At 73.6% G+C, this 21,405-nt stretch carries 18 protein-coding genes; 7 read left to right on the top strand and 11 right to left on the bottom strand.

The features are described from left to right. Nucleotides 1-19: 19 nt before the first annotated feature. Entirely contained in the window at nt 20-2,140 is a 2,121-nt protein-coding gene (locus OGH68_RS31290; RefSeq protein WP_264248725.1) for a phage holin family protein, read from the bottom strand. Between the two features lie 114 nt (nt 2,141-2,254). Here OGH68_RS31290 and OGH68_RS31285 point away from each other — a divergent pair, with 114 nt between their 5' ends. Further along, nucleotides 2,255-3,037 carry an MBL fold metallo-hydrolase gene (locus OGH68_RS31285; protein ID WP_264248724.1) on the top strand — a complete coding sequence of 261 codons (783 nt, stop codon included), beginning with the start codon at nt 2,255-2,257 and terminating at the stop codon, nt 3,035-3,037. Continuing rightward, a complete protein-coding gene (locus OGH68_RS31280) occupies nt 3,034-3,699 on the top strand; it encodes a DedA family protein (RefSeq protein ID WP_413471054.1) in 666 nt (221 codons plus the stop codon). Before OGH68_RS31285 ends, OGH68_RS31280 begins: the two co-directional genes overlap by 4 nt. On the opposite strand, the gene OGH68_RS31275 is transcribed toward OGH68_RS31280, so the two are convergent. Both OGH68_RS31275 and OGH68_RS31270 read right to left on the bottom strand, forming a co-directional pair. Then, complete coding sequence (locus OGH68_RS31275; protein WP_264248723.1) at nt 3,679-4,728, bottom strand: MBL fold metallo-hydrolase; 1,050 nt, start codon at nt 4,726-4,728, stop codon at nt 3,679-3,681. The genes OGH68_RS31280 and OGH68_RS31275 overlap by 21 nt on opposite strands. 82 nt (nt 4,729-4,810) lie before the next feature. Further along, entirely contained in the window at nt 4,811-6,028 is a 1,218-nt protein-coding gene (locus tag OGH68_RS31270) for an aminotransferase class I/II-fold pyridoxal phosphate-dependent enzyme (protein ID WP_264248722.1), read from the bottom strand. A 180-nt stretch (nt 6,029-6,208) separates the two neighbouring features. On the opposite strand from OGH68_RS31270, the gene OGH68_RS31265 reads away from it, so the two are divergent. The 3 genes from OGH68_RS31265 (at nt 6,209) to OGH68_RS31255 (ending at nt 9,121) form a co-directional block, all read left to right on the top strand. After that, on the top strand, nt 6,209-7,711 hold the full coding sequence (locus tag OGH68_RS31265) for a bifunctional phosphatase PAP2/diacylglycerol kinase family protein (protein ID WP_264248721.1): 1,503 nt from the start codon (nt 6,209-6,211) through the stop codon (nt 7,709-7,711). Between the two features lie 107 nt (nt 7,712-7,818). Further along, nucleotides 7,819-8,628: a class I SAM-dependent methyltransferase gene (locus OGH68_RS31260; protein WP_264248719.1), complete on the top strand. Its 810-nt coding sequence runs from the start codon at nt 7,819-7,821 to the stop codon at nt 8,626-8,628. A gap of 136 nt (nt 8,629-8,764) precedes the next feature. Then, entirely contained in the window at nt 8,765-9,121 is a 357-nt protein-coding gene (locus tag OGH68_RS31255) for a VOC family protein (RefSeq protein WP_264248718.1), read from the top strand. A gap of 27 nt (nt 9,122-9,148) precedes the next feature. Here the strand turns inward: OGH68_RS31255 and OGH68_RS31250 are convergent, their stop codons facing one another. Beyond that, a complete protein-coding gene (locus OGH68_RS31250; protein WP_264248717.1) occupies nt 9,149-9,742 on the bottom strand; it encodes a GNAT family N-acetyltransferase in 594 nt (197 codons plus the stop codon). Nucleotides 9,743-9,872: 130 nt separating this feature from the next. Here OGH68_RS31250 and OGH68_RS31245 point away from each other — a divergent pair, with 130 nt between their 5' ends. Both OGH68_RS31245 and OGH68_RS31240 read left to right on the top strand, forming a co-directional pair. Continuing rightward, a complete protein-coding gene (locus OGH68_RS31245) occupies nt 9,873-10,613 on the top strand; it encodes a GntR family transcriptional regulator (protein WP_264248715.1) in 741 nt (246 codons plus the stop codon). Between the two features lie 485 nt (nt 10,614-11,098). Further along, nucleotides 11,099-12,169: an adenosine deaminase gene (locus OGH68_RS31240; RefSeq protein ID WP_264248714.1), complete on the top strand. Its 1,071-nt coding sequence runs from the start codon at nt 11,099-11,101 to the stop codon at nt 12,167-12,169. Between the two features lie 7 nt (nt 12,170-12,176). On the opposite strand, the gene OGH68_RS31235 is transcribed toward OGH68_RS31240, so the two are convergent. From OGH68_RS31235 to ddaH, 7 genes are all read right to left on the bottom strand, one after another. Then, on the bottom strand, nt 12,177-14,018 hold the full coding sequence (locus OGH68_RS31235) for a CocE/NonD family hydrolase (RefSeq protein ID WP_413471053.1): 1,842 nt from the start codon (nt 14,016-14,018) through the stop codon (nt 12,177-12,179). Nucleotides 14,019-14,101: 83 nt separating this feature from the next. Next, nucleotides 14,102-15,031, bottom strand: coding sequence for a S66 peptidase family protein (locus OGH68_RS31230; protein ID WP_264248711.1), 930 nt, complete (start codon nt 15,029-15,031; stop codon nt 14,102-14,104). Next, on the bottom strand, nt 15,028-17,025 hold the full coding sequence (locus tag OGH68_RS31225) for a prolyl oligopeptidase family serine peptidase (protein WP_264248710.1): 1,998 nt from the start codon (nt 17,023-17,025) through the stop codon (nt 15,028-15,030). The genes OGH68_RS31230 and OGH68_RS31225 overlap by 4 nt, the downstream gene beginning before the upstream one ends. Nucleotides 17,026-17,036: 11 nt before the next feature. After that, on the bottom strand, nt 17,037-18,386 hold the full coding sequence (locus OGH68_RS31220; RefSeq protein WP_264248709.1) for a M20/M25/M40 family metallo-hydrolase: 1,350 nt from the start codon (nt 18,384-18,386) through the stop codon (nt 17,037-17,039). Next, nucleotides 18,379-19,215: a M55 family metallopeptidase gene (locus OGH68_RS31215; RefSeq protein WP_264248707.1), complete on the bottom strand. Its 837-nt coding sequence runs from the start codon at nt 19,213-19,215 to the stop codon at nt 18,379-18,381. Before OGH68_RS31215 ends, OGH68_RS31220 begins: the two co-directional genes overlap by 8 nt. 111 nt (nt 19,216-19,326) lie before the next feature. Next, complete coding sequence (gene rocD / locus OGH68_RS31210) at nt 19,327-20,550, bottom strand: ornithine--oxo-acid transaminase (protein WP_264248705.1); 1,224 nt, start codon at nt 20,548-20,550, stop codon at nt 19,327-19,329. After that, nucleotides 20,547-21,377, bottom strand: coding sequence for a dimethylargininase (ddaH, locus tag OGH68_RS31205; protein WP_264248704.1), 831 nt, complete (start codon nt 21,375-21,377; stop codon nt 20,547-20,549). The genes rocD and ddaH overlap by 4 nt, the downstream gene beginning before the upstream one ends. Nucleotides 21,378-21,405: the final 28 nt, after the last annotated feature.

Below are 21,405 nucleotides of genomic sequence, written 5' to 3'. Positions count from 1 at the left end.
AAGCTGGACAAAATCACATCTATTTCTCCGGGACGGCACCACCATCAACCGGAACTTCTTCTTCCGTTCTACTGTTCCGCCGGGAAACCTCCGGAGGTCCGACCGGCACCTCGGGCCCTTCGCCCTCGCGCAGCCAGCGCCGCAGCACCCGGTGCACCTCCTCCGCACCGATCAGCTCGTCGCCCACGGCGGCGGGCGGCGAGAGCAGGAACGGCGACAGCACAAAGGCTTGCGACTGCTCGCCGCCGAGCCCGCCGTGCGAGCCGATCTGCTCCTCGAAGGCGTGGACCACACCGGTCCTCGGGTCGTACATGGAATTGACCATGATGTCGGCGACGTGCGGGAACGAATCGGTCCGGCGCACGGCGTCGGCGGCGCCGGGACCGAAACCGGCGAGCGGCCCGTCGTCGTCCTTCAGCGCGTCGACGGGCACCTCCACGCCGGCGCCGAGCACCACCGAGCCGTGCTCCTCGCTGCGCACCAGCAGGAAGCCGACGCCGGGGTGGTTCGCCAGCGTGCCGAGCAGCGCCGGATGGCGGCGCCGGATCTCCTCGCAGCTCATGCGGTACGGCACGTCCGGGAACGAGATCAGGGCCAGGTTCCCCGAGGCCAGCACGATCGGCTCGGAGCCCGACGCCGGCCGTTCCTCCTCGCCGTCGGCGGCCGGCTGCCGGTGCAGCGCGGTCCGCAGGGCGTCGCGGGCCGCGTCCCTGGCCTCGGCGCCGCTCTTGGAGCGCTCCGCCCGCCGCGACACCGGCAGCCCGCACCCGGCCCGCACCAGATCCTTCAGGGTGAGGCCGTACGCCCCCTCGAACGTCTCCCCCGGGCTCTGCCCGTGGTCGGAGAGCAGCACGATCCGGTAGGGGCGGGGCGCGTGCTCGGCGACCTTGGCGATCAGCGCGATCGAACGGTCCAGCCGCTCCAGCACCGCCTGCGCGTCCGCGCTGTGCGGCCCAGAGTGGTGCGCCACCTCGTCGTAGGCGACCAGGTCGGCGTAGACGGCCCGGCGTCCGGCGAGCATGTCCCCCATCACCGCGGCGACCACCACATCACGCTCGACGACCGTCGCGAACGCCCGGATGAACGGGTAGAGACCGCCGCGGGCGACCCGTGGCGTGTCCCCGCGCAGCCTGGCGCGGGTCGACTGCGCGACCTCCCTGCCGACCTCCGCGACGAAGGACAGCGCGGTACGGACGGCGTTGGCCGGATCGGAGAAGTAGGCGAAGTAGCCGGCCCGGGAGCGGTTGCCCCTGCCGCGCCGGGCCGCGATCGACAGCACCAGGGCCAGCTGGTCGGCGCCGCCGCTGAAGAGGTTGCCCCGGCTCGCGCCGTCCACCGTCAGCAGGCCGCCGTCACCGGTGCGGGTGACGGCCCGCCGCTGCAGTTCGGCTGCGCTCGCCGGGCGGTTGCTGACCATGATCCGGCGGGTGTCCTTCTCGTACCAGCGGAAGGCGGGCACATCGTGGTTGGTGCCGTGCAGGATGCCGAGCTGGCTCGCGCCGGTCTGGCTGGACCAGTCGGTGCGCCAGGGCGTGAGCCGGTGCGTGGCGCCGAGCCAGCCGGCGACGGTCGGCATCACCCCGCTGTCCGCGGCCTCGCGCAGCACCTCGTAGCCGACGCCGTCGAGTTGCAGGAAGACCGTGCCCGGCGACCCGGAACGGTCGCGGGCGGCCCTCCCGCGGCCGCGGCGGTGGGCGAGCCGGGAGAGTCTTCTGCGGTAGGCGTTGTCGTCGCGGACGGCCAGCGCCGTGGAGGTGGCGGAGGCGACCGCCGACATCACGGCGGCGACCACGACCGCGGTCTCCGGGTTCGCGGTGCCGCGGCCGTCGGGGATGAGCCACAGGGCGATCAGCAGCAGCGAGCCGTTGAGGAAGAACACCAGCAGGCCCAGCACCAGGGCCGGTACGAGCAGCAGCGCCCGTACGACGACGGGCCAGACCAGGCCCGTGAGCAGACCGAACGCCCCCGCACCCCAGGCCGCGGTGACCGCGGTCCTGGTGACGCTGTCGCCGTCGTCCGACTGGAGCCGGAAGTCCGGCAGCAGTCCCGCGAGCGCGAGCATCGTCAGCGTGGAGACCCCCCACACGACGGCCACGCGCACCAGCGCGCTGCCGGCCCGGCGCCATCGCCCTTCGACCACGCCTCGTTCACCTCACCTCCGAGCCGGTCTCCAGCGTGGCACAGCGGGCGGCCCGTCCGGCTCCCGCCCGGCTACGCTCGTACGGTACGGGGGTCCACAGCGAGGAGGCGTCGCGTGCCGGTGGAGGTCACCTGGTGGGGTCATGCCACCTGCACGATCGAGGACGCCGGGGTACGGGTGCTGACCGACCCGCTGTTCGTACGGCGCCTCGCCCATCTGCGCCGGCGCCGCGGTGAACTGCCGCCGCCGCAGGCCGCCGTCGCCGATGCCGTGCTCGTCTCCCATCTGCACTCCGACCATCTGCACCTGGCGTCGCTCGCGAAGCTCGCGGCCGGCACCCGGCTCGTCGTGCCGCGCGGCGCCACGCGTTCGGTGCCGGGGCTCGGCCGGCTGGCGCGCACGGCCGGGCTGCATCTCACCGAGGTCGCGCCGGGCGACGAGGTACGCGTGCGCGAGCTGCTCGTACGGGCCGTGCCCGCGCGGCACGACGGGCGCCGGCTGCCGCTGGGACCGCACCGCTCGCCGGCCCTCGGCTTCGTCGTCAGCGGCGAGTCGCACACGTATTTCGCGGGCGACACCGGCCTGTTCGACGAGATGGCCGACGAGGTCGGCCCGGTCGACATGGCGCTGCTGCCGGTCGGCGGCTGGGGTCCGTACCTGGGCCACGGCCATCTGGACGCGGGCCGCGCGGCGCAGGCGGTGGCCCGGCTCGCGCCGCGGGCGGCGGTGCCGGTGCACTACGGCACGTACTGGCCGATCGGGATGGACGGCATCCGGCCGCACGAGTTCTACGCGCCCGGCGACGAGTTCGCCCGCAAGGCGGCACAGCTGGCGCCGAAGGTGACGGTGCACCGGCTCGGGCACTGCGAACGGGTGGGACCGGAGTGGACCCGGTGAGCGCACAGCTCGCCGACGTGCTCGGCCAGCTCTCGCAGACGGTGCGCCAGCTTCCCCCGGAGTCCACCCAGCAGGCCGTCGGCTATCCGTCGCTGTTCCTGCTGGTGGCCCTCGGCGCGCTGGTGCCGGTGGTGCCCACCGGCGCGGTGGTCAGTTCCGCGGCCGTGGTGGCCCTCCACCAGACGACCCCGTTCTCCCTGCTGTTCGTCTTCGTCGTCGCGTCGGCGGCCGCGTTCGCCGGCGATGTGAGCCTCTACTGGCTGGGGCGGCGCGGAGTCCGCTCCAGGAACGGCTCGCGCTGGCTCGCCGCGCTGCGCCGGCGCGCCGCGCCGGACCGGCTCGCCCAGGCGCAGCGGGGGCTCGACGAGCACGGGGTGACGGTGCTGGTGCTCTCCCGGCTCGTGCCCGCCGGGCGGGTGCCGGTCATGCTGGCGTGCCTGCTGGCCAGGATGCCGCTGCGCCGCTTCGTCAAGGGAGACGTCCCCGCGTGCCTGGCGTGGGCCGCGACGTACGGGCTGATCGGCATCCTGGGCGGGGCGCTGTTCGCCGAACCGTGGCAGGGCGTCGTCGCGGCGGTCGCGCTGACGGTGGCCGTCAGCGGCGGTCCGGCGCTGTGGCGCAGGGTCCGCCCGGCGCGCGGCTCAGACGGTCAGCACCCGTGACCCGCCGACCGGCAGGTCCCACAGCTCGTGGCGCGGCCGGCCGGTGCGCTCCCAGGCGGCGCGGAGCCGCCGCAGCGGTTCCAGCACCGGCTCCGCCGAGAGCACGAACGTCGCCCAGTGCATCGGCGCCATGTTCTTCGCCCCGAGGTCGGTGAAGGCGCGTACGGCCTCCTCCGGGTCGGTGTGCACGTCGCTGAGCCACCAGCGGGGTGCGTACGCGCCGATGGGGAGCAGCGCGAGGTCGATTCCGGGGTGGCGGCGGCCGATCTCGCCGAACCAGTGGCCGTAGCCGGTGTCGCCCGCGAAGTACACCGACGGGCCGTTGGTGGCAGTCCTGGGGTCGATGCCGGTGAGCACCCAGCCGCCCCACAGAGTGCGGCAGGTGTCGAACAGCGTGCGCTTGGACCAGTGGTGCGCCGGTACGAAGTCGAACCGTACGCCGCCGAGTTCCGCCCCCTCCCACCAGTCGAGTTCGGTGACGTGTGTGAACCGGCGGCGGCGGAACCAGCGCCCCAGGCCCGCCGGGACGAAGAGCGGCGTCCGGCGGGGCAGCCGCCGCAGGGTCGGGGCGTCCAGATGGTCGAAGTGGTTGTGGCTGATGACCACCGCGTCGACGGGCGGCAGGTCTTCCCAGGGGACGCCGACGGGAGTGATCCGTACGGGCGTGCCGAAGATCCGGCGGGACCAGACGGGATCGGTCAGGACGGTGAGCCCGCCGATCCGCAGCACCCAGCTGGCGTGTCCGGCCCAGGTGACGGCGAGGGTCCGCTCGTCCGCGTCTGGCAGCGGCCCCGGCTCGAACGGCAGCGCCGGGATGTCCCTCAGCCCGTCCCGGCCGGGCCGTACCGCGCCCTCCCTGGCGAGCCGCGCCATGGCACGCACGCCGGGGAGCGGGGCGGTCAGCCGGTCGGCGAAGGACGCGGGCCAGGTGCGCTGCTCGTACAGGGGGCGGGTGCGGGATCGCGGCAGCGGGTGGCGTGCGGCCGTCGGCGCGGGATGCTCCGCCCCTCGCTCCTTCTGTTTCGCCATCGGGGTCTCCGATCAACGCGGGTCCGGTCCTTCAGCGCTCGTCCTGCCGCGTCCGTCGCCCTGCGGGCGCGACGCGGATCGCTCAACGCAGATGCTCGAAAGCCGCTCCCAGCCGCTCCAGCGCCGCCGCGACGTGCGGCAGTTCCAGCGGGGCCGGTGAGGCGAGCGATTCCAGCCGCTGCTCGTCGGTGGCGCCCAGGAAGGGCGCCGTGTCCAGCCGTACGTGCAGGGCGCCCAGTTCGTCGCCGAACCGGTGTCCGCCGGGCACCGGCATGTCGAGGCGCTCGCTCAGATGGTCCTCGAGCTCCATGGAGTCGCTGACGCCGCGCGCCGCGAGACCGGCGCGCAACGGGCCCAGGTCGGCGTAGAGATGACGGCCCGCCTGCGGGGGCCGGGAGACGGCGCCGGCCGTCAGCACCAGGTGGTGGGCCGCGGCCGCGACGCGCGCGTGGAGCGCGGCCGCCTGTGCCGCGCGGTCGGTGATCTCCCCGGGCTCGTCGAGCGCGTGCGCCGCTGCCGCCGCCACCGGCGCGGGGACCACGGCCCCGAGCGCCGTGAGGACGTCCAGGGTCCTGGCGCGCCGGGCCGCGCCGCGCTCCCCCCTCGGGAAGCGGGCGACGGCGACCGGCCAGGACGACGGGGTGAGCGCGCCCGCGAGGTCGCTGATGACCGTCACGTCCTCGGGATACATCTCGGCAGGACTGACCAGCACCGTCTCGTGCGGCTCGTGCACCGTGTCGCGCCAGGTCTCGTCGCTGACGATGTGCAGGCCCTCGCCGAGCGCCGCCTCGCACGCCTCGCGCACGGTCTCCGGCGGCGCGACGGTGGCGGTCGGGTCGTCGGCGACGGACAGCAGCAGCAGCCGGGGCCGGCCGCCCTCCGCCCGTACCCGGCGCACCGTCTCCAGCAGCGCGAACGGGTCCGGGACGCCGCCGCACTCCGCGGGGACCGGCACGTGGTAGGCGGGCCGTCCCAGCAGCCTCACCTGCGGCGTCCACCAGGCGGGGCACGGACGGGGCATCAGTACGTCGCCTTCGTACGCGCCGAGCAGCGCGAAGAGCAGGGACTGGGCGCCGGACGCCGCGACCACCTCACCCGGACGGGTGCGCAGCCCGCGCCGCCACCAGTACCCGCAGGCCGCCTCGCGCAGCGTCGGCCCGCCACCGGGCGGCTCGCCCTCCGCCGCCCCGGCGGCCGCCGCGAGCACGGCGCTCAGGCCGGGCAGCACGGGCAGTCCCGCCCCGGGAGCGGGCGGTCCGTAACGGACGGGTCCGCGGCCTTCCGCATCCGTGCCCGTCATCGCACCCACCTCCGCCGTGCCTCGCACCCCGGAACGTCTGCCCGGCCCACGAGCCCTTTATACGAAGGATCGGCCGCCCCCGCCCCGCGAACGTTCCGGGCCTGCCCTGCGGGCCGCCGGCCCTCGGCCCGTGGAATGCCGACCGGCGTAACGGGACGGGGCTCGGGGTATCCGCCGAACATGTCCGACGCTCACGTACAAGGAGTACAACCGCTGCGCCGCCGGGCCCCGGCCCTGCTCAGCGGCTGGGACCGGCGGCTGCTGCACGCCGTGGCGGCACGGGAGTGGCCGGCCGCCGAGCCGGTGCTGCCGAGGCTGAGCCGCAGCGCCAACCACGGGCTGCTCTGGTTCGGCACCGCCGCGGGTATCGCCGCACTGGGGCGCGGCACCCGTTCGCGGCGGGCGGCGGTGCGCGGTGTCGCCTCCCTCGCCGTCGCCTCAGCCGTCATCAACACCGTCGGGAAGCGGTCCGTGCGCAGGGCACGGCCGCTGCTCGACGCGGTTCCGGTGATACGGCAGCTGAAGCGGCAGCCGTTCACCACGTCCTTCCCGTCCGGGCACGCCGCGTCGGCGGCGGCGTTCGCGACCGGGGTCGCGCTGGAGTCCAAGGCGTGGGGCGCGGTCGTCGCGCCCGTGGCGGTGTCCGTCGCGTTCTCGCGGATCTACACGGGCGTGCACTATCCGAGCGACGTGCTCGCCGGCGCGGCGCTCGGTGTGGGAGCCGCCTTCGCGGTGCGGGGCGCGGTTCCGACGAGGTCGCAGCTGCCCGCGCCCGGCACCCCGCACGCCGAGGCGCCGTCGCTGGCCGGCGGCGAGGGCCTGGTCGTGATCGTCAACCGTGAGTCCGGCTCGGCGGACATGGCACCGCTGGTGCGGGAGGCGCTGCCGCTCGCCGAGGTGGTGGAGTGCGCACCCGACGAGCTGCGCGCCGAACTGGAGAAGGCGGCGGGGCGCGGCCGTGCGCTGGGCATCGTCGGCGGGGACGGGACGGTCAACCGGGCCGCGGCGGTCGCGGCGGAGCACGGCGTACCGCTGGCCGTCTTCCCCGGGGGCACGCTCAACCACTTCGCGTACGACCTGGGCATCGAGTCGCTCCACGACACCTGCCGCGCGCTCGCCGCCGGGGACGCGGTGCGGGTGGACCTGGGGCGGTTCACACCGGGCCCGGGCGGCAGCGCGGAGCCGGGCCACTTCCTGAACACCTTCAGCCTCGGCGTGTACCCGGATCTCGTGCGCATCAGGGAGCACTGGTCACCCCGGATCGGCAGCTGGCCCGCCGGTGTGCTGGCGGCGTCACTGGTGCTGCGCGGGCGGCGTCCGCTCGAGGCCGAGGTGCAGGGGCGGCGGCGCCCGCTGTGGCTGCTGTTCGCGGGCAACGGCGTCTACAAGGGCATCGATCCCACACCGGGCCACCGGCAGAACCTCGTGGACGGCCTGCTGGACGTCCGCGTGGTGCACGCCGGCCGGGCCCCCGGCTGGCGGCTGCTCGGGGCGGCCCTGGCGGGCAGGCTGAACCGCTCCCCCGTCCATGCGGCGCAGCGGCTGCGCCATCTGCGGATCGGCGGCCTGGCGCCGGGCACGCTGCTCGCCTACGACGGTGAAGTGGCGGATGCCCCGAGGGAGTTGGTGGTGGACAAGATCACGGAGGCGCTGACGGTATACCGCCCGCAGTCTCTGCTCTAGCGGCCTGCGCCCACAGCAATCACTGTCCACATGGCAAGACATGGGTCTCGCAATGCGGGACGGAGGCGTAGTTTACGGCTGTACTCGCCTCAGCAGAAGGAGACGTCATGCCGCAGGAGACCGCCGTCTACACCCACGGGCACCACGAGTCCGTGCTGCGCTCCCACACCTGGCGCACCGCCGCCAACTCCGCGGCGTACCTGATCGGCGAACTCCGGCCCGGCCTCGACGTGCTGGACGTGGGCTGCGGCCCCGGCACCATCACCGCCGACCTCGCGGAACTGGTCGCACCGGGGCGGGTCACGGCCGTCGACGCCGCGCAGGGCGTGCTCGGGCAGGCCCGGGAGTACGCGGAGCGGCGCGGCCTGGACAACGTCCGCGTCGCGGTCGCGGATGTCCACGACCTGGACTTCGCCGACGACTCCTTCGACGTCGTCCACGCCCACCAGGTGCTCCAGCACGTCGGGGACCCGGTGCGGGCGCTGCGCGAGATGCGTCGGGTGTGCCGGCCCGGCGGAGTGGTCGCCGTACGCGACAGCGACTACGCGGCGTTCAGCTGGTACCCCGAGCCTCCGGTACTGGACGAGTGGCTGGAGCTCTACCGGCGCGTCGCCCGCGCCAACGGCGGCGAACCCGACGCCGGCCGCCGGCTGCTGTCCTGGGCCCGTGCCGCGGGCTTCACCGACATCACCCCCGGCGCGGCGGCATGGTGCTTCGCCGCACCCGCCGACCGCGCGTGGTGGAGCGGCCTGTGGGCGGACCGGACGGCCGCGTCGGGGTACGCGCGGATCGCCGTGGAGGGCGGCCATGCGTCCAGGGAACAGCTCGAGGCGATCGCGGCGGGCTGGCGCGCCTGGGGCGAACAGCCCGACGCCTGGTTCACGGTGCCGCACGGCGAACTGCTCTGCCGGGTGTGACGGGCGGGTCGCGCACGGCGCGCTGCTCCGGCGGCCGGACGCGCGGGACCCTCACGGCATGCCGCTCCGACGGCCGGCGGGGCGGGTCCCGCACTCCCGCTGCCGTCGGGCCGGGGCGCCAACTACCCTCGTCCGTATGGAGATCCTCGGAACCACACTCCGCATCTGCGTCGACGACCTGGAAGCCTCCGCGGCCTTCTACGAACGCCTCACCGGCGCCCCGCCGCTGCGCTTCGAGCGCGGCGGGGTCTCCGTCGCGGCCGTCGGCTGCTTCCTGCTGATGAGCGGGCCGGAGTCCGAACTGGAGATCCTGCGGAAGGTGTCGGCGACGATCGCCGTCAAGGACGTGGACGACGCGTACGCCACACTCAACGAGGTCGGCGCCCGGGTGCTCGCGGGCCCCTTGGAGACGCCTGTCGGCCGGAATCTGATCGCCGTCCACCCCGACGGGTCGGTCTTCGAGTACGTCGACCGCAAGCCCGCCGCGGCCTGAGCGGTACCCCCGGGCCAGGGACGCCGACTACACAGGCCGCCGCCGTCGGGCGCGGTCCGTCATCTCCCGGGTGATCGCCCAGCGCTCGTGGTCGCGCCAGGCGCCGTCGATGTACAGGAAGTCGGGCGAGTAGCCCTCCAGACGGAACCCGACGGACCGCACGAGCCCGAGCGAGGCCGTGTTGCCCGGCTGGATGTTGGCCTCCAGCCGGTGCAGGCCGAGGCCGCCGCCGGAGAAGGCATGGGCGACCAGCAGCCGCAGGCCCTCGCCCATCAGGCCGCGGCCGAGTGCGTGTGCGAAGGCCCCGTAGCCGACGGCACCGCTGAGAAACGCCCCGTGGACGATGTTGTTGACGTTGATGTACCCGGCGATCCTGCCGGTGGGCCGCTCACAGACGAGGAAACCGGCGCGCGCCGGGTCCTCGATGAGGCGCTCCGCGTAGGCCGCGTAGTCGTCCTCGGTGAGCGGCGGGAAGAGCCAGGGCCGGTGGTGCGCGGTGCTCCGCCGGGCGTACGCCGTGAACTCGGCGGCGTCCTCGTAGGTGCAACGGCGCAGGCCGACGCGTTCACCGGCGACCGGATAGGAACGGCCGGCGCCGTCGGCAGGCGCTGTCTCGGACATGACGTCAGATTACGACACGGACCGACGGCCGACCCTGTGGGGCTTGTCAGACAAGATCGCGGGCGAGGGGTCTTTTGCCAGCGGTGTGCGCCCTCGCATAGCTTGCCGACAGGTGATCCGAGGAGGGCACGTGGCAGCCAGCCGGCAGCAGCGCAGACCGGTCGTCGTCCTGTACGAGCGGATCGCGGACGCCATCCGCGAGGGCGTCTACCCGCCGGGCTCCACCCTGCCGTCCGAGCCGCGGCTCGCCACCGAGCTCGGGGTCAGCAGGCCCGCGCTGCGCGAGGCCCTGCTGCTGCTCCAGGAGGACGGCCTGCTGTCGGTGCGGCGCGGCGTCGGACGGACGGTCAACGACCAGGTGCGCAAACGCGGTTACGAGCGCATCCAGCCGCTCGAGGAGGTGCTGTCCCAGGGGGCGCCGCTGGCCGTGCGGCCCCTGGTGCGGACGGTCGAGGAGCCGACGGACTTCACCACCCAGCATCTGCTCGCACCCGCCGGCGCGGAGCTGCGGTTCTGGGAGTCGGTGGTGGCCGGGGACGGTCAGGCGGCGGCGCTCAGCCATGAATGGGCCGCGCCGGAGGAGACGCTGGCCGCGGCGCACCCGGCCTTCGCCGCGGGCCTGCGGGGCGCCGGGCCGGGCGTGTCCATGCTCTCCGTGCTCACGGCCGCCTCCCGCGGGCTCGCGCTGACCGCGCGCAGCAGCATGAGCGCGACGCTGCTGGGGCGCCGGCGCGGCGAACAACTGGGCCGGGCGGCGGACACGCCGGCGGTGCTGGTCACGCAGGTGGTGCTGGCCGGCGGCACGCCGGTGCTGGCGGCGAAGCACATGCTGCCGACGGGGGCGCCGGGGTTGCCGGTGCTGTCGCACTGACGGGGGTGGCGGGAACGCCTGCGGCGGGCCTGTCCCCTCCCCGCCCCTTCCCGAAACCGGGGCAAGCCCCGGACCCCGGCCCGGGCCCCCGGGCGGTGCGCGGGGCTCCGCCCCGGCCCCGGTACCGCGCTTCGCGCGGTGGCCTCAATCGCCGGCCGGGCTGAAATCCCGCTGCGCGGCATCCAGCCCGCCGGGCACCACCCACGCCCGCCAGGCCGTAGGGCAAGTTTGCGGCGCTGGGGCACAAGGGGCGGAGCCCCGACAAACCCGCCGCATCCAGCCCCGCTTGGGGGTACCTCCCACGGCCGCCAGGCCGTCGGGGAGATTGAGGCGCAGGCTTCGGAGCGGAGACCCGACGAGACCGGCCGCACCCAGCCCCGCTTGGGGGTACCTCCCACGGCCGCCAGGCCGTCGGGGAGATTGATGCGAGGAGCCCCCGGGAAAGGCGCGCGCAGCCGCGGGGCGGTGTGCCGTACACTCCCCGGATGCACTTGTCTGACATCATCCGCGCCCCCAAGGTCGTCCTCCACGACCACCTCGACGGCGGCCTCCGCCCCGCCACGATCATCGAGCTCGCGCGCGAGGTCGGCTATCAGGGTCTGCCCACGCAGGACGCCGCCGAGCTCGCCGTGTGGTTCCGTGAAGCCGCGGACTCGGGTTCCCTGGAGCGTTACCTGGAGACCTTCGCGCACACGTGCGCGGTGATGCAGACCCGCGAGGCCCTGGAGCGCATCGCGGCCGAGTGCGCCGAGGACCTCGCGGCGGACGGGGTCGTCTACGCGGAGGTGCGGTACGCGCCCGAGCAGCACCAGGAGCGCGGGCTGAGCCTCGACGCGGTCGTGGACGCGGTCAACGCGGGCCTGCGCGAGGGCGAGCGCCGCGCCGGCGGGCGGATAACGGTGCGCGCGCTGCTCACGGGCATGCGCCACACCGACCGGTCGCTGGAGATCGCCGAGCTCACGGTCGCGCACCGCGACCGCGGCGTCGCGGGCTTCGACATCGCCGGCGGCGAGATCGGGAACCCGCCCGCCCGCCACCTCCCGGCCTTCCAGCACCTGAAGCGGCACAACTGCCACTTCACGATCCACGCGGGCGAGGCCGTCGGCGCCGAGTCGATCCACGAGGCCGTGCAGGTCTGCGGCGCCGAGCGGATCGGCCACGGCGTACGGATCACCGACGACATCCAGGTCCATGACGACGGCACGGCCGCCCTCGGCCACCTCGCGTCGTACGTACGCGACAACCGCATCGCCCTCGAGGTCTGCCCGACGTCCAACCTCCAGACCGGCGCGGCGAAGTCGTACGACACGCACCCGCTCGACCTGCTGCGCCGCCTCGGCTTCCGCGTTACCCTCAACACCGACAACCGCCTGGTCTCGGGCACCACCATGAGCCAGGAGTTCCAGCACGTGGCGGACGCCTTCGGCTACGGCGCCGAGGTGTTCGAGGAGTTCACCGTCGCCGCCGCCGAGTCCGCCTTCCTGTCGCTCCCGGAGCGGCAGCGGCTGATCGAGACGGTGATCCGTCCGGGCTACGCGGCGCTCGGCGCCGAGTAGCGGCCGGTCAGGAGACGGAGCCGCGCACCACGGGGAGTTCGAGGACGCCGGTGTCCTGCGGGGCGCTGACGACGGTCACCCGCTTGACGCCCCGGTTGCCGTAGTACGCGGTGTCGCTCGCCGCGATGACGAACTCGAGCCGGTGCCCGGTCTCGTAGCGGTGCACGATGCCCGGCAGCTCCACCGTGAACGGCTCCGTCACGTCGGGCACGCGCACCGGTGCGACCAGGCGGTTCACCAGGGTCTTGGTGCCGTCGGGCGCCACGTCGTACAGCTTGGCGAAGAGCACCAGTCTGTCCGCCGCGTCGCCGGAGTCCTGGACGCGTTCCGTGCCGGGTGAGACGACCTTCAGCCGGGCCCCGGGGGCGCCGACGACGTCGAGGGGCGCGGTCAGCGGCTCGCTGCGCCAGCCCAGGTAGGTGCCCGGTGTGTCGTACGGCTCGGGGTCGGGGATGCCGAGCAGTCCGGACAGCGACGACTCGGAGTGGCTCGTCGGCACGAGCCAGTTGGTGTACGTCCGGCTGCCGGAGGCCACCTCGGCTCGGCTGCCGACGAGGCTGCCGTCGCCGGAGAGGTACATCTTCCGGGACAGGGACGGAACGGCGCCCGCCTCGCCGTAACCGGCCTGCCAGTCGCGGTAGTAGGCGAAGTCCGGGCCGGTGTCGGCGCTCGCGTTCTTGTGCAGGTACCGGTCGAACCAGGCGAGGATGCGCCTGCCGACATAGCTGGTCTCGAGGTTTCCCTCGCCGAGGTTGAGCTCACCGGAGGCGGGGTCGGTCAGGCCGCCGCTGTGTCCCCAGGACTGCCAGATCATCTTGGTGCGGGTGCCCTGGGCCTTGAGCGTCTCGTAGGTGTCCTGCGCCTCGTTGAGGGTGAAGAGGCTGTCGGCCTGGCCCTGGACGAGCAGGGTCGGCGCCTTGACCTGGGGCAGGTAGGAGACGGGGGAGACGCTGCTCGCGAAGCGCCGCATCGCCTCGGTGCCGTCGGCCGGGTAGCGGCCGGAGACGAGCAGGCGCTGGGTCTCGCAGGCCTGGGCGACGAAGTGCAGGCAGGCCGGCGAGCCGAGACGGGACGGGTCGAGGCCGGGGTTGATCAGCGGCTGGCCCTCTCCGATCAGGAAGAAGCCGTTCGTCCACTGCCATTTGAACGCGCCGGGGACGGTCGTTCCCACCGCGTTGTTCGGGTCGAGCGAATGGTTGAGGTCGTGCCAGGTGATCAGCGGAACGAGCGCGTCGACCCGCTGGTCCACGGCGGCGGTGGCCATCTGGACGGCGCCGCCGTACGAGCCGCCGATCATGCCGACGCGCGGGTCGCCGGCGCCGTCCCGGGTCACGTAGTCGGCAACGGTGCCGTCGTCGGCGGCGCGCGTGCCGGCCAGGAAGTCGATCAGCCGGGAGGCCGCGCGGCCGTCGATCCGCGGGTCGTCGAGGGAGACGAGGCAGCCCGACTTCCCGAAGCCGAGGCCGGAGTAGGCCAGGGCGACATAGCCACGGGCGGCGAACGCCTTCGCCGTGGCGTCCGTCGAGCCGTCGGCCTTGCTGCCGCCGAAACCGTTGGTGGTGAGCACGGCGGGTGCGGGCCGGGCCGCGTCCACCCCGGCCGGCCGGTAGAGGTCAGCGTCGACCACGCACGTCCTCCCGCCCGCCTCGACGGTGAACTGCAGCGCGGACACGGAGTATTCGCCGGGCTCCTCGCCGGCCGCGGCCGGGGAGGCGGCCACGAGCGGGGCGAGCAGCGCCGCGCCGGCGGCCAGGGCGAGTGACGTGCGGCTTCCGGGCAGGGCACGGGACACGGGGGACCTCCACGGCAAGGGCGCCGTACCGACCAGTAAGTAGGTGACGGCGCCCATCGTGTGGCACGTGTCAGAAGCACGTCAACGCTCCGGACACGACGTTCTTGACACGAATTCAGCGGAGGGTTCGGGCCGGCGGGTCAGACCAGCGCCGGGACGTCCAGCGTCAGCGTGCGGGCGTCCGCGTCCAGTACGGCCGGCACACCGAGCGGCACCGTCAGGTTCGTGGGACCGTGTCCGAAGCCGAACTCCTCGACGACCGGGACCCCCAGCCCGCCGAGGCGGTCGGCCAGTACGGCACGGACCTGCTCGCCGGGGCCGCACTCCGCCCAGGAGCCGAGGACCACGCCCTCGACGCCGTCGAGCCACTCGGCGCGCAGCAGTTGGGTGAGGATCCGGTCCAGGCGGTAGTCCTCCTCCCCCACGTCCTCGATCAGCAGCAGCCCGCCCCGCGCCGACGGACGGGCGTGCGGGGTGCCCAGGTCGGCGGCGAGCAGGGCGAGGCAGCCGCCGAGGGTGGTGCCGCGGGCCCGGCCCGGGACCATCGTCCGGGCGCCGTCCAGGGCGTGCAGGGTCTGCACCGACTCCGGCTCGAAGAGCGTGGCCCGCAGCGACTCCTGGGTGGGGGCGTCCTTCAGGAAGGTCACGGCCCCGGTCATCGGGCCGTGCAGGGTGGCGATTCCCAGCCGTACCGCGAACGCCTCGTGCAGGGCGGTGATGTCGCTGTAGCCGACAAAGATCTTGGGGCCGGCGGCGCGCATCGCGGTCCAGTCGGTCAGATCGACCATGCGCTGGACGCCGTAGCCGCCGCGTGCACAGATCACGGCGGAGACGGACGGGTCGCACCAGGCCTCGGTGAGGTCGCGGGCGCGGGCCTCGTCCGTGCCCGAGAGATAGCCGAGCTCCGGGTGGGTCCCGCGGGTGTGGGGCATGACGACGGGGTCGAGGTCCCAGCCGCGCAGGATGTCCAGACCCGCGTCCAGCCGCTCGTCGGGTACGGGACCGCTGGGTGCGACGAGGGCGACCCGGTCACCCGGTCGGAGGCGCGGCGGGCGGATCAGCGGGGTCATTTCCTCAGCTCCAGCAGCGGAACGTCCGTCCGGGCGACCCCGAACGTCTGGGCGTACAGGGACAGTTCCGCCTCCAGGGCGCGGATCAGCGTCTCGGCCCTGCGGAATCCGTGGCCCTCGCCCTCGAAGGCGATGTACGCGTGCGGGACCTGACGCCCGGCCATCTGCTCCAGGAAGCGCTCGCACTGCACGGGCGGGCAGATCACGTCGTCCAGCCCCTGGAGCAGCAGGAAGGGTGCGGTGATGCGGTCCACGTGCGTTGCCGGTGAGCGTTCGTCGTAGCGCCCGGGCACTTCGGCGAGCGGTCCGACCAGCGACTCCAGGTACCGGGACTCGAAGTCGTGTGTCTCGCCGGTGGCCCAGGAACGCAGGTCCAGGATCGGGTAGATGACCGTTCCGCAGGAGTACACGTCGGTGGTGGCGAGGGAGGCGGCCGCGGTCCAGCCGCCCGCGCTGCCGCCGCGGATCGCGAGCCGGGTGGGGTCCGCGGTGCCCTCGTCGGCGAGCGCCTGGGCGACGGCGGCGCAGTCCTCGACGTCGACCACGCCCCACTGCTCGCGCAGCCGCTCGCGGTACTCGCGGCCGTAGCCGGTGGAGCCGCCGTAGTTGACCTCCGCCACGCCGATGCCGCGTGAGGTGAAGTACGCGATCTCCAGGTCGAGTACGAGTCCGGCGCGCCCGGTCGGGCCGCCGTGCGCCCACACCACGTACGGCGGCAGTTCGCCGTCGGGCGCTACCCGGTCGGGGCTCTGCGGCGGGTAGATGTGGGCGTGGATGTCACGGCTGTCGGGGCCGGTGAAGGTGCGGATCTGCGGCTCGGGGTAGTACGCCGGGTCCACCGGGTCGTCGTGCGGGCTGCCGACGACACGGGTGCGGCCGGTACAGGTGTCGAGTTCCACCACCTCGTAGGCGCTGCGCGGGCTGGCCGCGACGCCGAACACGCGGTCTCCGTGCACGGCGAGCGTCGGTGCCCATTCGCTCCACGGGCCCGGGGCGTCGACGAGTTCGCCGGTCTCCGGGTCCAGTATTCCGAGCGCGGTGGCGCCCTTGCCGTGGATGACGGCGATCAGCCCGCTCTCCAGCGGTTGGAACCACTGGGAGCCGATCTTCCACAGCGGGCCGCCGAACTCCTCGCCCCGGCCCGGGCACAACGGGGTGCGCGGCGCGCTCTCCACGGCCCGGGGCCGGATGCGCTGCAGTTCCCACCAGCCGCCGCGGTCGCCGGTGAACAGCAGGGAGCCGTCCGGCGCCCACTCGACCTGGGCGACCGACTCGTCGGCCGCGCCGGCCACGGGCCGGACCGAGTCGAACGGGCCGTCGTCCGTCACCTCGCCGAGCATCACGACCGTGCCGTCCCAGGGCATCCGCGGATGGTCCCAGGCGATCCAGGCCACCTGCCCGCCGTCCGGTGACAGCCGCGGCCCGGTGACGAAGCGGTACCGGTCGTCGGTGAGTTCCCGTACCGCGGACCGGTCGCCGGCCGCCGAGCCGTCCAGCGGTACGGCGGCGATCACCCGGCGTACGTCGGTGGGTGAAGGGCCGGTGAACTCCTCGAGGACGCACCACACTTCGCCGCGCTCCGGCCGCAGCCGCGGGTCCACCCAGCGCAGCCCGCCGCCGACGGCGGACACCGGGGTGAGCGGCCGTGGCTCGGCGCCGGGCCGGTCCGGCTCGTAGGCGTACAGCCGCTGGTCGGCGAAGTGCACGAAGACGACGAGCGGGCCGTCCTCGTCCCGCGCGGTCCCGGCCCACGGCATGCCGCCGTACTCGATGACCCGGCTGCGCACGTTCCACGGGGCGGCAAGGACCGACTCCTGTGTGCCGTCGGCGCGCCGGCGCACCAGGGCGCGTCTGCCGCCCTCCGCGGGGCGCGGCTCGGTCCACCACACCTCGTCGCCGACGACGCCGAGATACTCGGGCCGGCCGTCGTGCGAGGCGGCCAGCGCCGCGTCGATCGGTGACGGCCAGGTTCCGTACGCCCCGGTGGGCACCATGTCCGTTCCCCCTAAGCCGTCTGCAGGTAGTGGTCGAGGACCCGGACGCCGAAGTGGAGGGCGTCCACGGGGACGCGTTCGTCGACGCCGTGGAAGAGGGCCTGGTAGTCGAAGCCCGGTGGCAGTTTCAGCGGCGAGAAGCCGTAGCCGGTGATGCCGAGCCGGGAGAACTGCTTGGCGTCGGTGCCGCCCGACATGCAGAAGGGGACGACATGGGCGTCGGGGTCGAACGCCTCGATGGCGGCGCGCAGTTTGGCGAAGGTCGGGGAGTCGACGGGCGCCTGGAGGGCGATCTCGTTGTGGTGGAACTCCCAGGCGACGTCCGGGCCGGTCAGCGCGTCCATGGTGGCGTGGAACTCGGCGTCGGTGCCGGGCAGGATGCGGCCGTCGACGAGGGCCGTCGCGTTCCCCGGGATGACGTTCACCTTGTAGCCGGCTTCCAGCAGGGTCGGGTTGGCGCTGTTGCGCACGGTGGCCTCGACGAGCTTGGCGGCCGGCCCGAGCTTGGCGAGCAGTTCGTCCACGTCGAAGCCGGTGGCCTCCAGGTCGGCCGCGGTCAGCGAGATGCCGTGCAGCGCGGCCAGTTCGACGAGCGCCGCCTTCACGGTCGGGGTGAGCCGCACCGGCCAGCGGTGCTCGCCGATCCGGGCGACGGCGGCGGCGAGCCGCGTCACGGCGTTCTCCCGGTTGACCTTGGAGCCGTGTCCGGCCCTGCCCTCGGCGGTGAGCCTCATCCAGGCCGTGCCGCGCTCCCCGGCGGCGACGGGGTAGAGCGCGAGACCCGGCCCGGCGTGGAAGGTGTAGGCGCCGGACTCGCTGATCCCTTCGGTGCAGCCGTCGAAGAGGCCGGCGTGCTCCTCGGCCAGGAAGGCGGAGCCGTCCGCCGCGCTGGCCTCCTCGTCGGCGGTGTAGGCGATGACGATGTCGCGGCGGGGACGGATGCCGTGCCGTGCCCACGCCCGTACGACCGCGAGGACCATCGCGTCCATGTTCTTCATGTCGACGGCGCCGCGGCCCCAGACCACCCCGTCGCGGACCTCGCCGGAGAAGGGGTGGTGCACGGTCCAGTCGGCGGGCTCCGCGGGGACGACGTCCAGGTGCCCGTGGACGAGGAGGGCGTCCGCGCCCGGGTCCCAGCCCTCGTAGCGGGCCACCACATTGGTGCGGCCGGGGGTGCGCTCCAGCAGTACGGGATCGAGCCCGGCGCCCACCAGGCGTTCGGCGACGTATTCGGCCGCGGGCCGCTCCCGGCAGTCGCCACCGCCGCGGTTGGTGGTGTCGATGCGGATGAGTTCGGAGGTGAACGTCACCACTTCGTCGAGGGCACGGACGTCGATGGGGGTGTCGTTCACGTCAGCCATACTGCTCCTCCACTGCGGCCGAGACGATCGTCGTGACCGCCTTGAATGTCCGGATGCCCTCGTACATCGTCCCGCTGGTGTACACCACCCGCCGCTCGCCGCGCGCCCTGGCCACGCCGGGGACGACGGTGGCCGCCGCCGCGAGGTGCTCGGCGTCGAACTCGATCTCCACGGTGAACGGCCCGCCGTCGACCGGCTCGTGGCGTACGGCGAGTGCGGCGGCCTCCTTCGCCGCCGCACGGATGTCGGCCGCGGTACGGGCCGGGGTGCGGCAGACGGCGGCGTAGCGCGAGACGTGGTCCTTGACCGCGACCTTGAGCGCTCCGGGGGCGTAGCCGAGGGCGTCCTCGCACGTCAGGTCGTCGCCGGTGACGAGGACGACCGGGACACCGTGCTCTGCGACGACATGGGCGTTGAGGTGGCCCTCGCTCGCGCGGACGCCGTTCAGCCAGACGCCGGTGATGGAGTTGGCGAGGTAGGTGTGGGCGAGGACGCCTTCGGTGCCGGCGCCGGTGTGATAGCCGACGAAGGCGATGCCGTCGACGTCACCGTGCTGGACGCCCTCGACCATGGAGAGGGACTTGTGGCGCCCGGTGAGCATCTGGGCCCGCTCGTCGAGTTCCTCGAGGAGCAGGTTGCGCATGGTCCAGTGCGCCTCGTTGATCAGCACCTCGTCGGCCCCGCCGTCGAAGAAGCCGAGGACGGCGGCGTTCACGTCGGAGGTGAACAGGGACCGGCAGCGTTCCCACTGGGGTGTGCCCGGCAGTACGTCGGCCGGCCATGTCACCCCCGTGGCGCCCTCCATGTCGGCGCTGATGAGGATCTTCACGCGCTGTCTCCGTTCCGCCTCGGCCACGCTGCCAGGAGTGCACCTTACGACAGCGTGGCCGGATGGCGGAGGGCTGGTCATCCGCGTCCCGGGCTTCCGGGACGGCCCGGGTCAGCCCAGGACCTTCTCCAAGGAGGCGAGGGCCGACTCGAGTTCCTCGCGGGTGATCGTCAGCGGCGGTGCGAGGCGGATCGTGGAGCCGTGGGTGTCCTTGACGAGGATGCCCTCCGCCATGAGACGTTCGCTGATCTCCCGACCGGTGCCGACGGCCGGGTCGACGTCGACGCCCGCCCACAGGCCCCGGGCGCGGAAGCCGACGACGCCCTTGCCGGTGAGCCCGGTGAGGCCTTCGCGCAGCACCTCGCCCAGGTCGGCCGCCCGGCGCTGGAACTCGCCGGTGGCGAGCAGGTCGACGACGGCCGAACCGACCGCTGCGGACAGCGGGTTGCCGCCGAACGTGGAGCCGTGCTCGCCCGGACGCAGCACACCGAGGACGTCGCGGCGGGCGACGACCGCGGAGACCGGGACGATGCCGCCGCCGAGCGCCTTGCCGAGCAGCAGCATGTCGGGGACGACGGACTCGTGGTCGACGGCGAGGGTGGTACCGGTGCGGCCGAGGCCGGACTGGATCTCGTCGGCGATGAACAGGCAGCCGGCCTTGAGGGTCAGCTCGCGCACACCGGCGAGGTAGCCGTCGTCGGGGATGAGGACGCCGGCCTCGCCCTGGATGGGCTCGATGAGCACGGCGGCCGTGGTCTCGTCGATGGCGTTCTCGATGGCGGCGAGGTCGTTGTAGGGGACGACGCGGAAGCCGGGGGTGAAGGGGCCGAAGCCGGCGCGTGCGCTCTCGTCGGTGGAGAAGCTGACGATGGTGGTGGTGCGGCCGTGGAAGTTGCCGTCGGCCACGACGATCGTGGCCCGGTCGGGGGCGACGCCCTTGACCTCGTACGCCCATTTGCGGGCGACCTTGATCGCGCTCTCGACGGCCTCGGCGCCGGTGTTCATCGGCAGCGTCATCTCGAGGCCGGTGAGCTCGGCGAGGCCCTCGGCGAAGCCGGCGAGCCTGTCGTTGTGGAACGCGCGGGAGGTGAGGGTGACCTCGTCGAGCTGGCGGTGTGCGGCGGCGATCAGACCGGGGTGGCGGTGGCCGAAGTTGAGCGCCGAGTAGCCGGCCAGCATGTCCAGGTAGCGGCGGCCCTCGACGTCCTCGACCCAGACGCCCTCGGCACGGGCGACGACGACGGGCAGCGGATGGTAGTTGTGCGCGAGGGTGGTCTCCTCGGCCCGGATGAGCTCCTCGGAGGAGCGCCGGGTGCGTACGGGGGTGAGCGTCATGCGCGGATCTCCTGAGTGCAGCACTTGATGCCGCCGCCGGCCTTGTGGAACTCGGACATGTCGACGGGGACGGGTTCGTAGCCGTGCTCGGCGAGCTGTTCGACGAGGGCGTGCGCCTGCGGGGCGACGAGCACGTTCCGGCCGTCGGAGACGGAGTTGAGGCCGAACGCCATGGCGTCCTCCCGGGTCGCGACCAGGGCGTCGGGGAAGAGGCGGCGCAGCACCGCGAGGCTGCCCGGCGAGAACGCCTCCGGGTAGTAGGCGATGTTCGCGGCGCGTCCGTCGTGCCCGTCCTCGAGCACGAAGAGTGCGGTGTCGAGGTGGTAGAAGTACGGGTCGACCAGCTGGAGGCCGATCACCGGCACGCCGAAGAACTCCTGCACCTCGCGGTGAGCCTCGACGGTGGTACGGAAGCCGGTGCCGGCCAGGACGTATCCGCCGACGGGGACGAGGTCGCCCTCGCCCTCGACGACCGCCCCGGGCCGGTGGACGTCGAATCCGGCGACCTTGAACCAGGCCGCGTACTCCTCCTCCTCCGGCCGGCGCTCCGGTGCGTGGAAGCGCGAGCCGAAGACCAGGCCGTCGAGGACGAGCGCCGAGTTCGCGGCGAACACCATGTCGGGCAGTTCGGCGTGCGGCTCGACGGACTCGACCGTGTGGCCGAGGGCACGGTAGGTGTCGGTGAGAGTGGTCCACTGGGACCGGGCGAGGTCGAGGTCGACCTCGGTGTTCTCGCTCATCCACGGATTGATGGCGTACTTCACGTCGAAGTAACGGGGTTCGCAGACCAGATAACGCCTGGGACGCGGCATGCGGCTGGGTGGCACCCGGGTTCCTCCCGATTCCTGAGGTGAC

The sequence above is a fragment of the Streptomyces peucetius genome (genome assembly GCF_025854275.1).
GTDB lineage: Bacteria > Actinomycetota > Actinomycetes > Streptomycetales > Streptomycetaceae > Streptomyces > Streptomyces peucetius_A.
The sequence above is the reverse complement of the archived record's forward strand: the minus strand, read 5'-3'. Positions and strand labels throughout refer to the sequence as shown.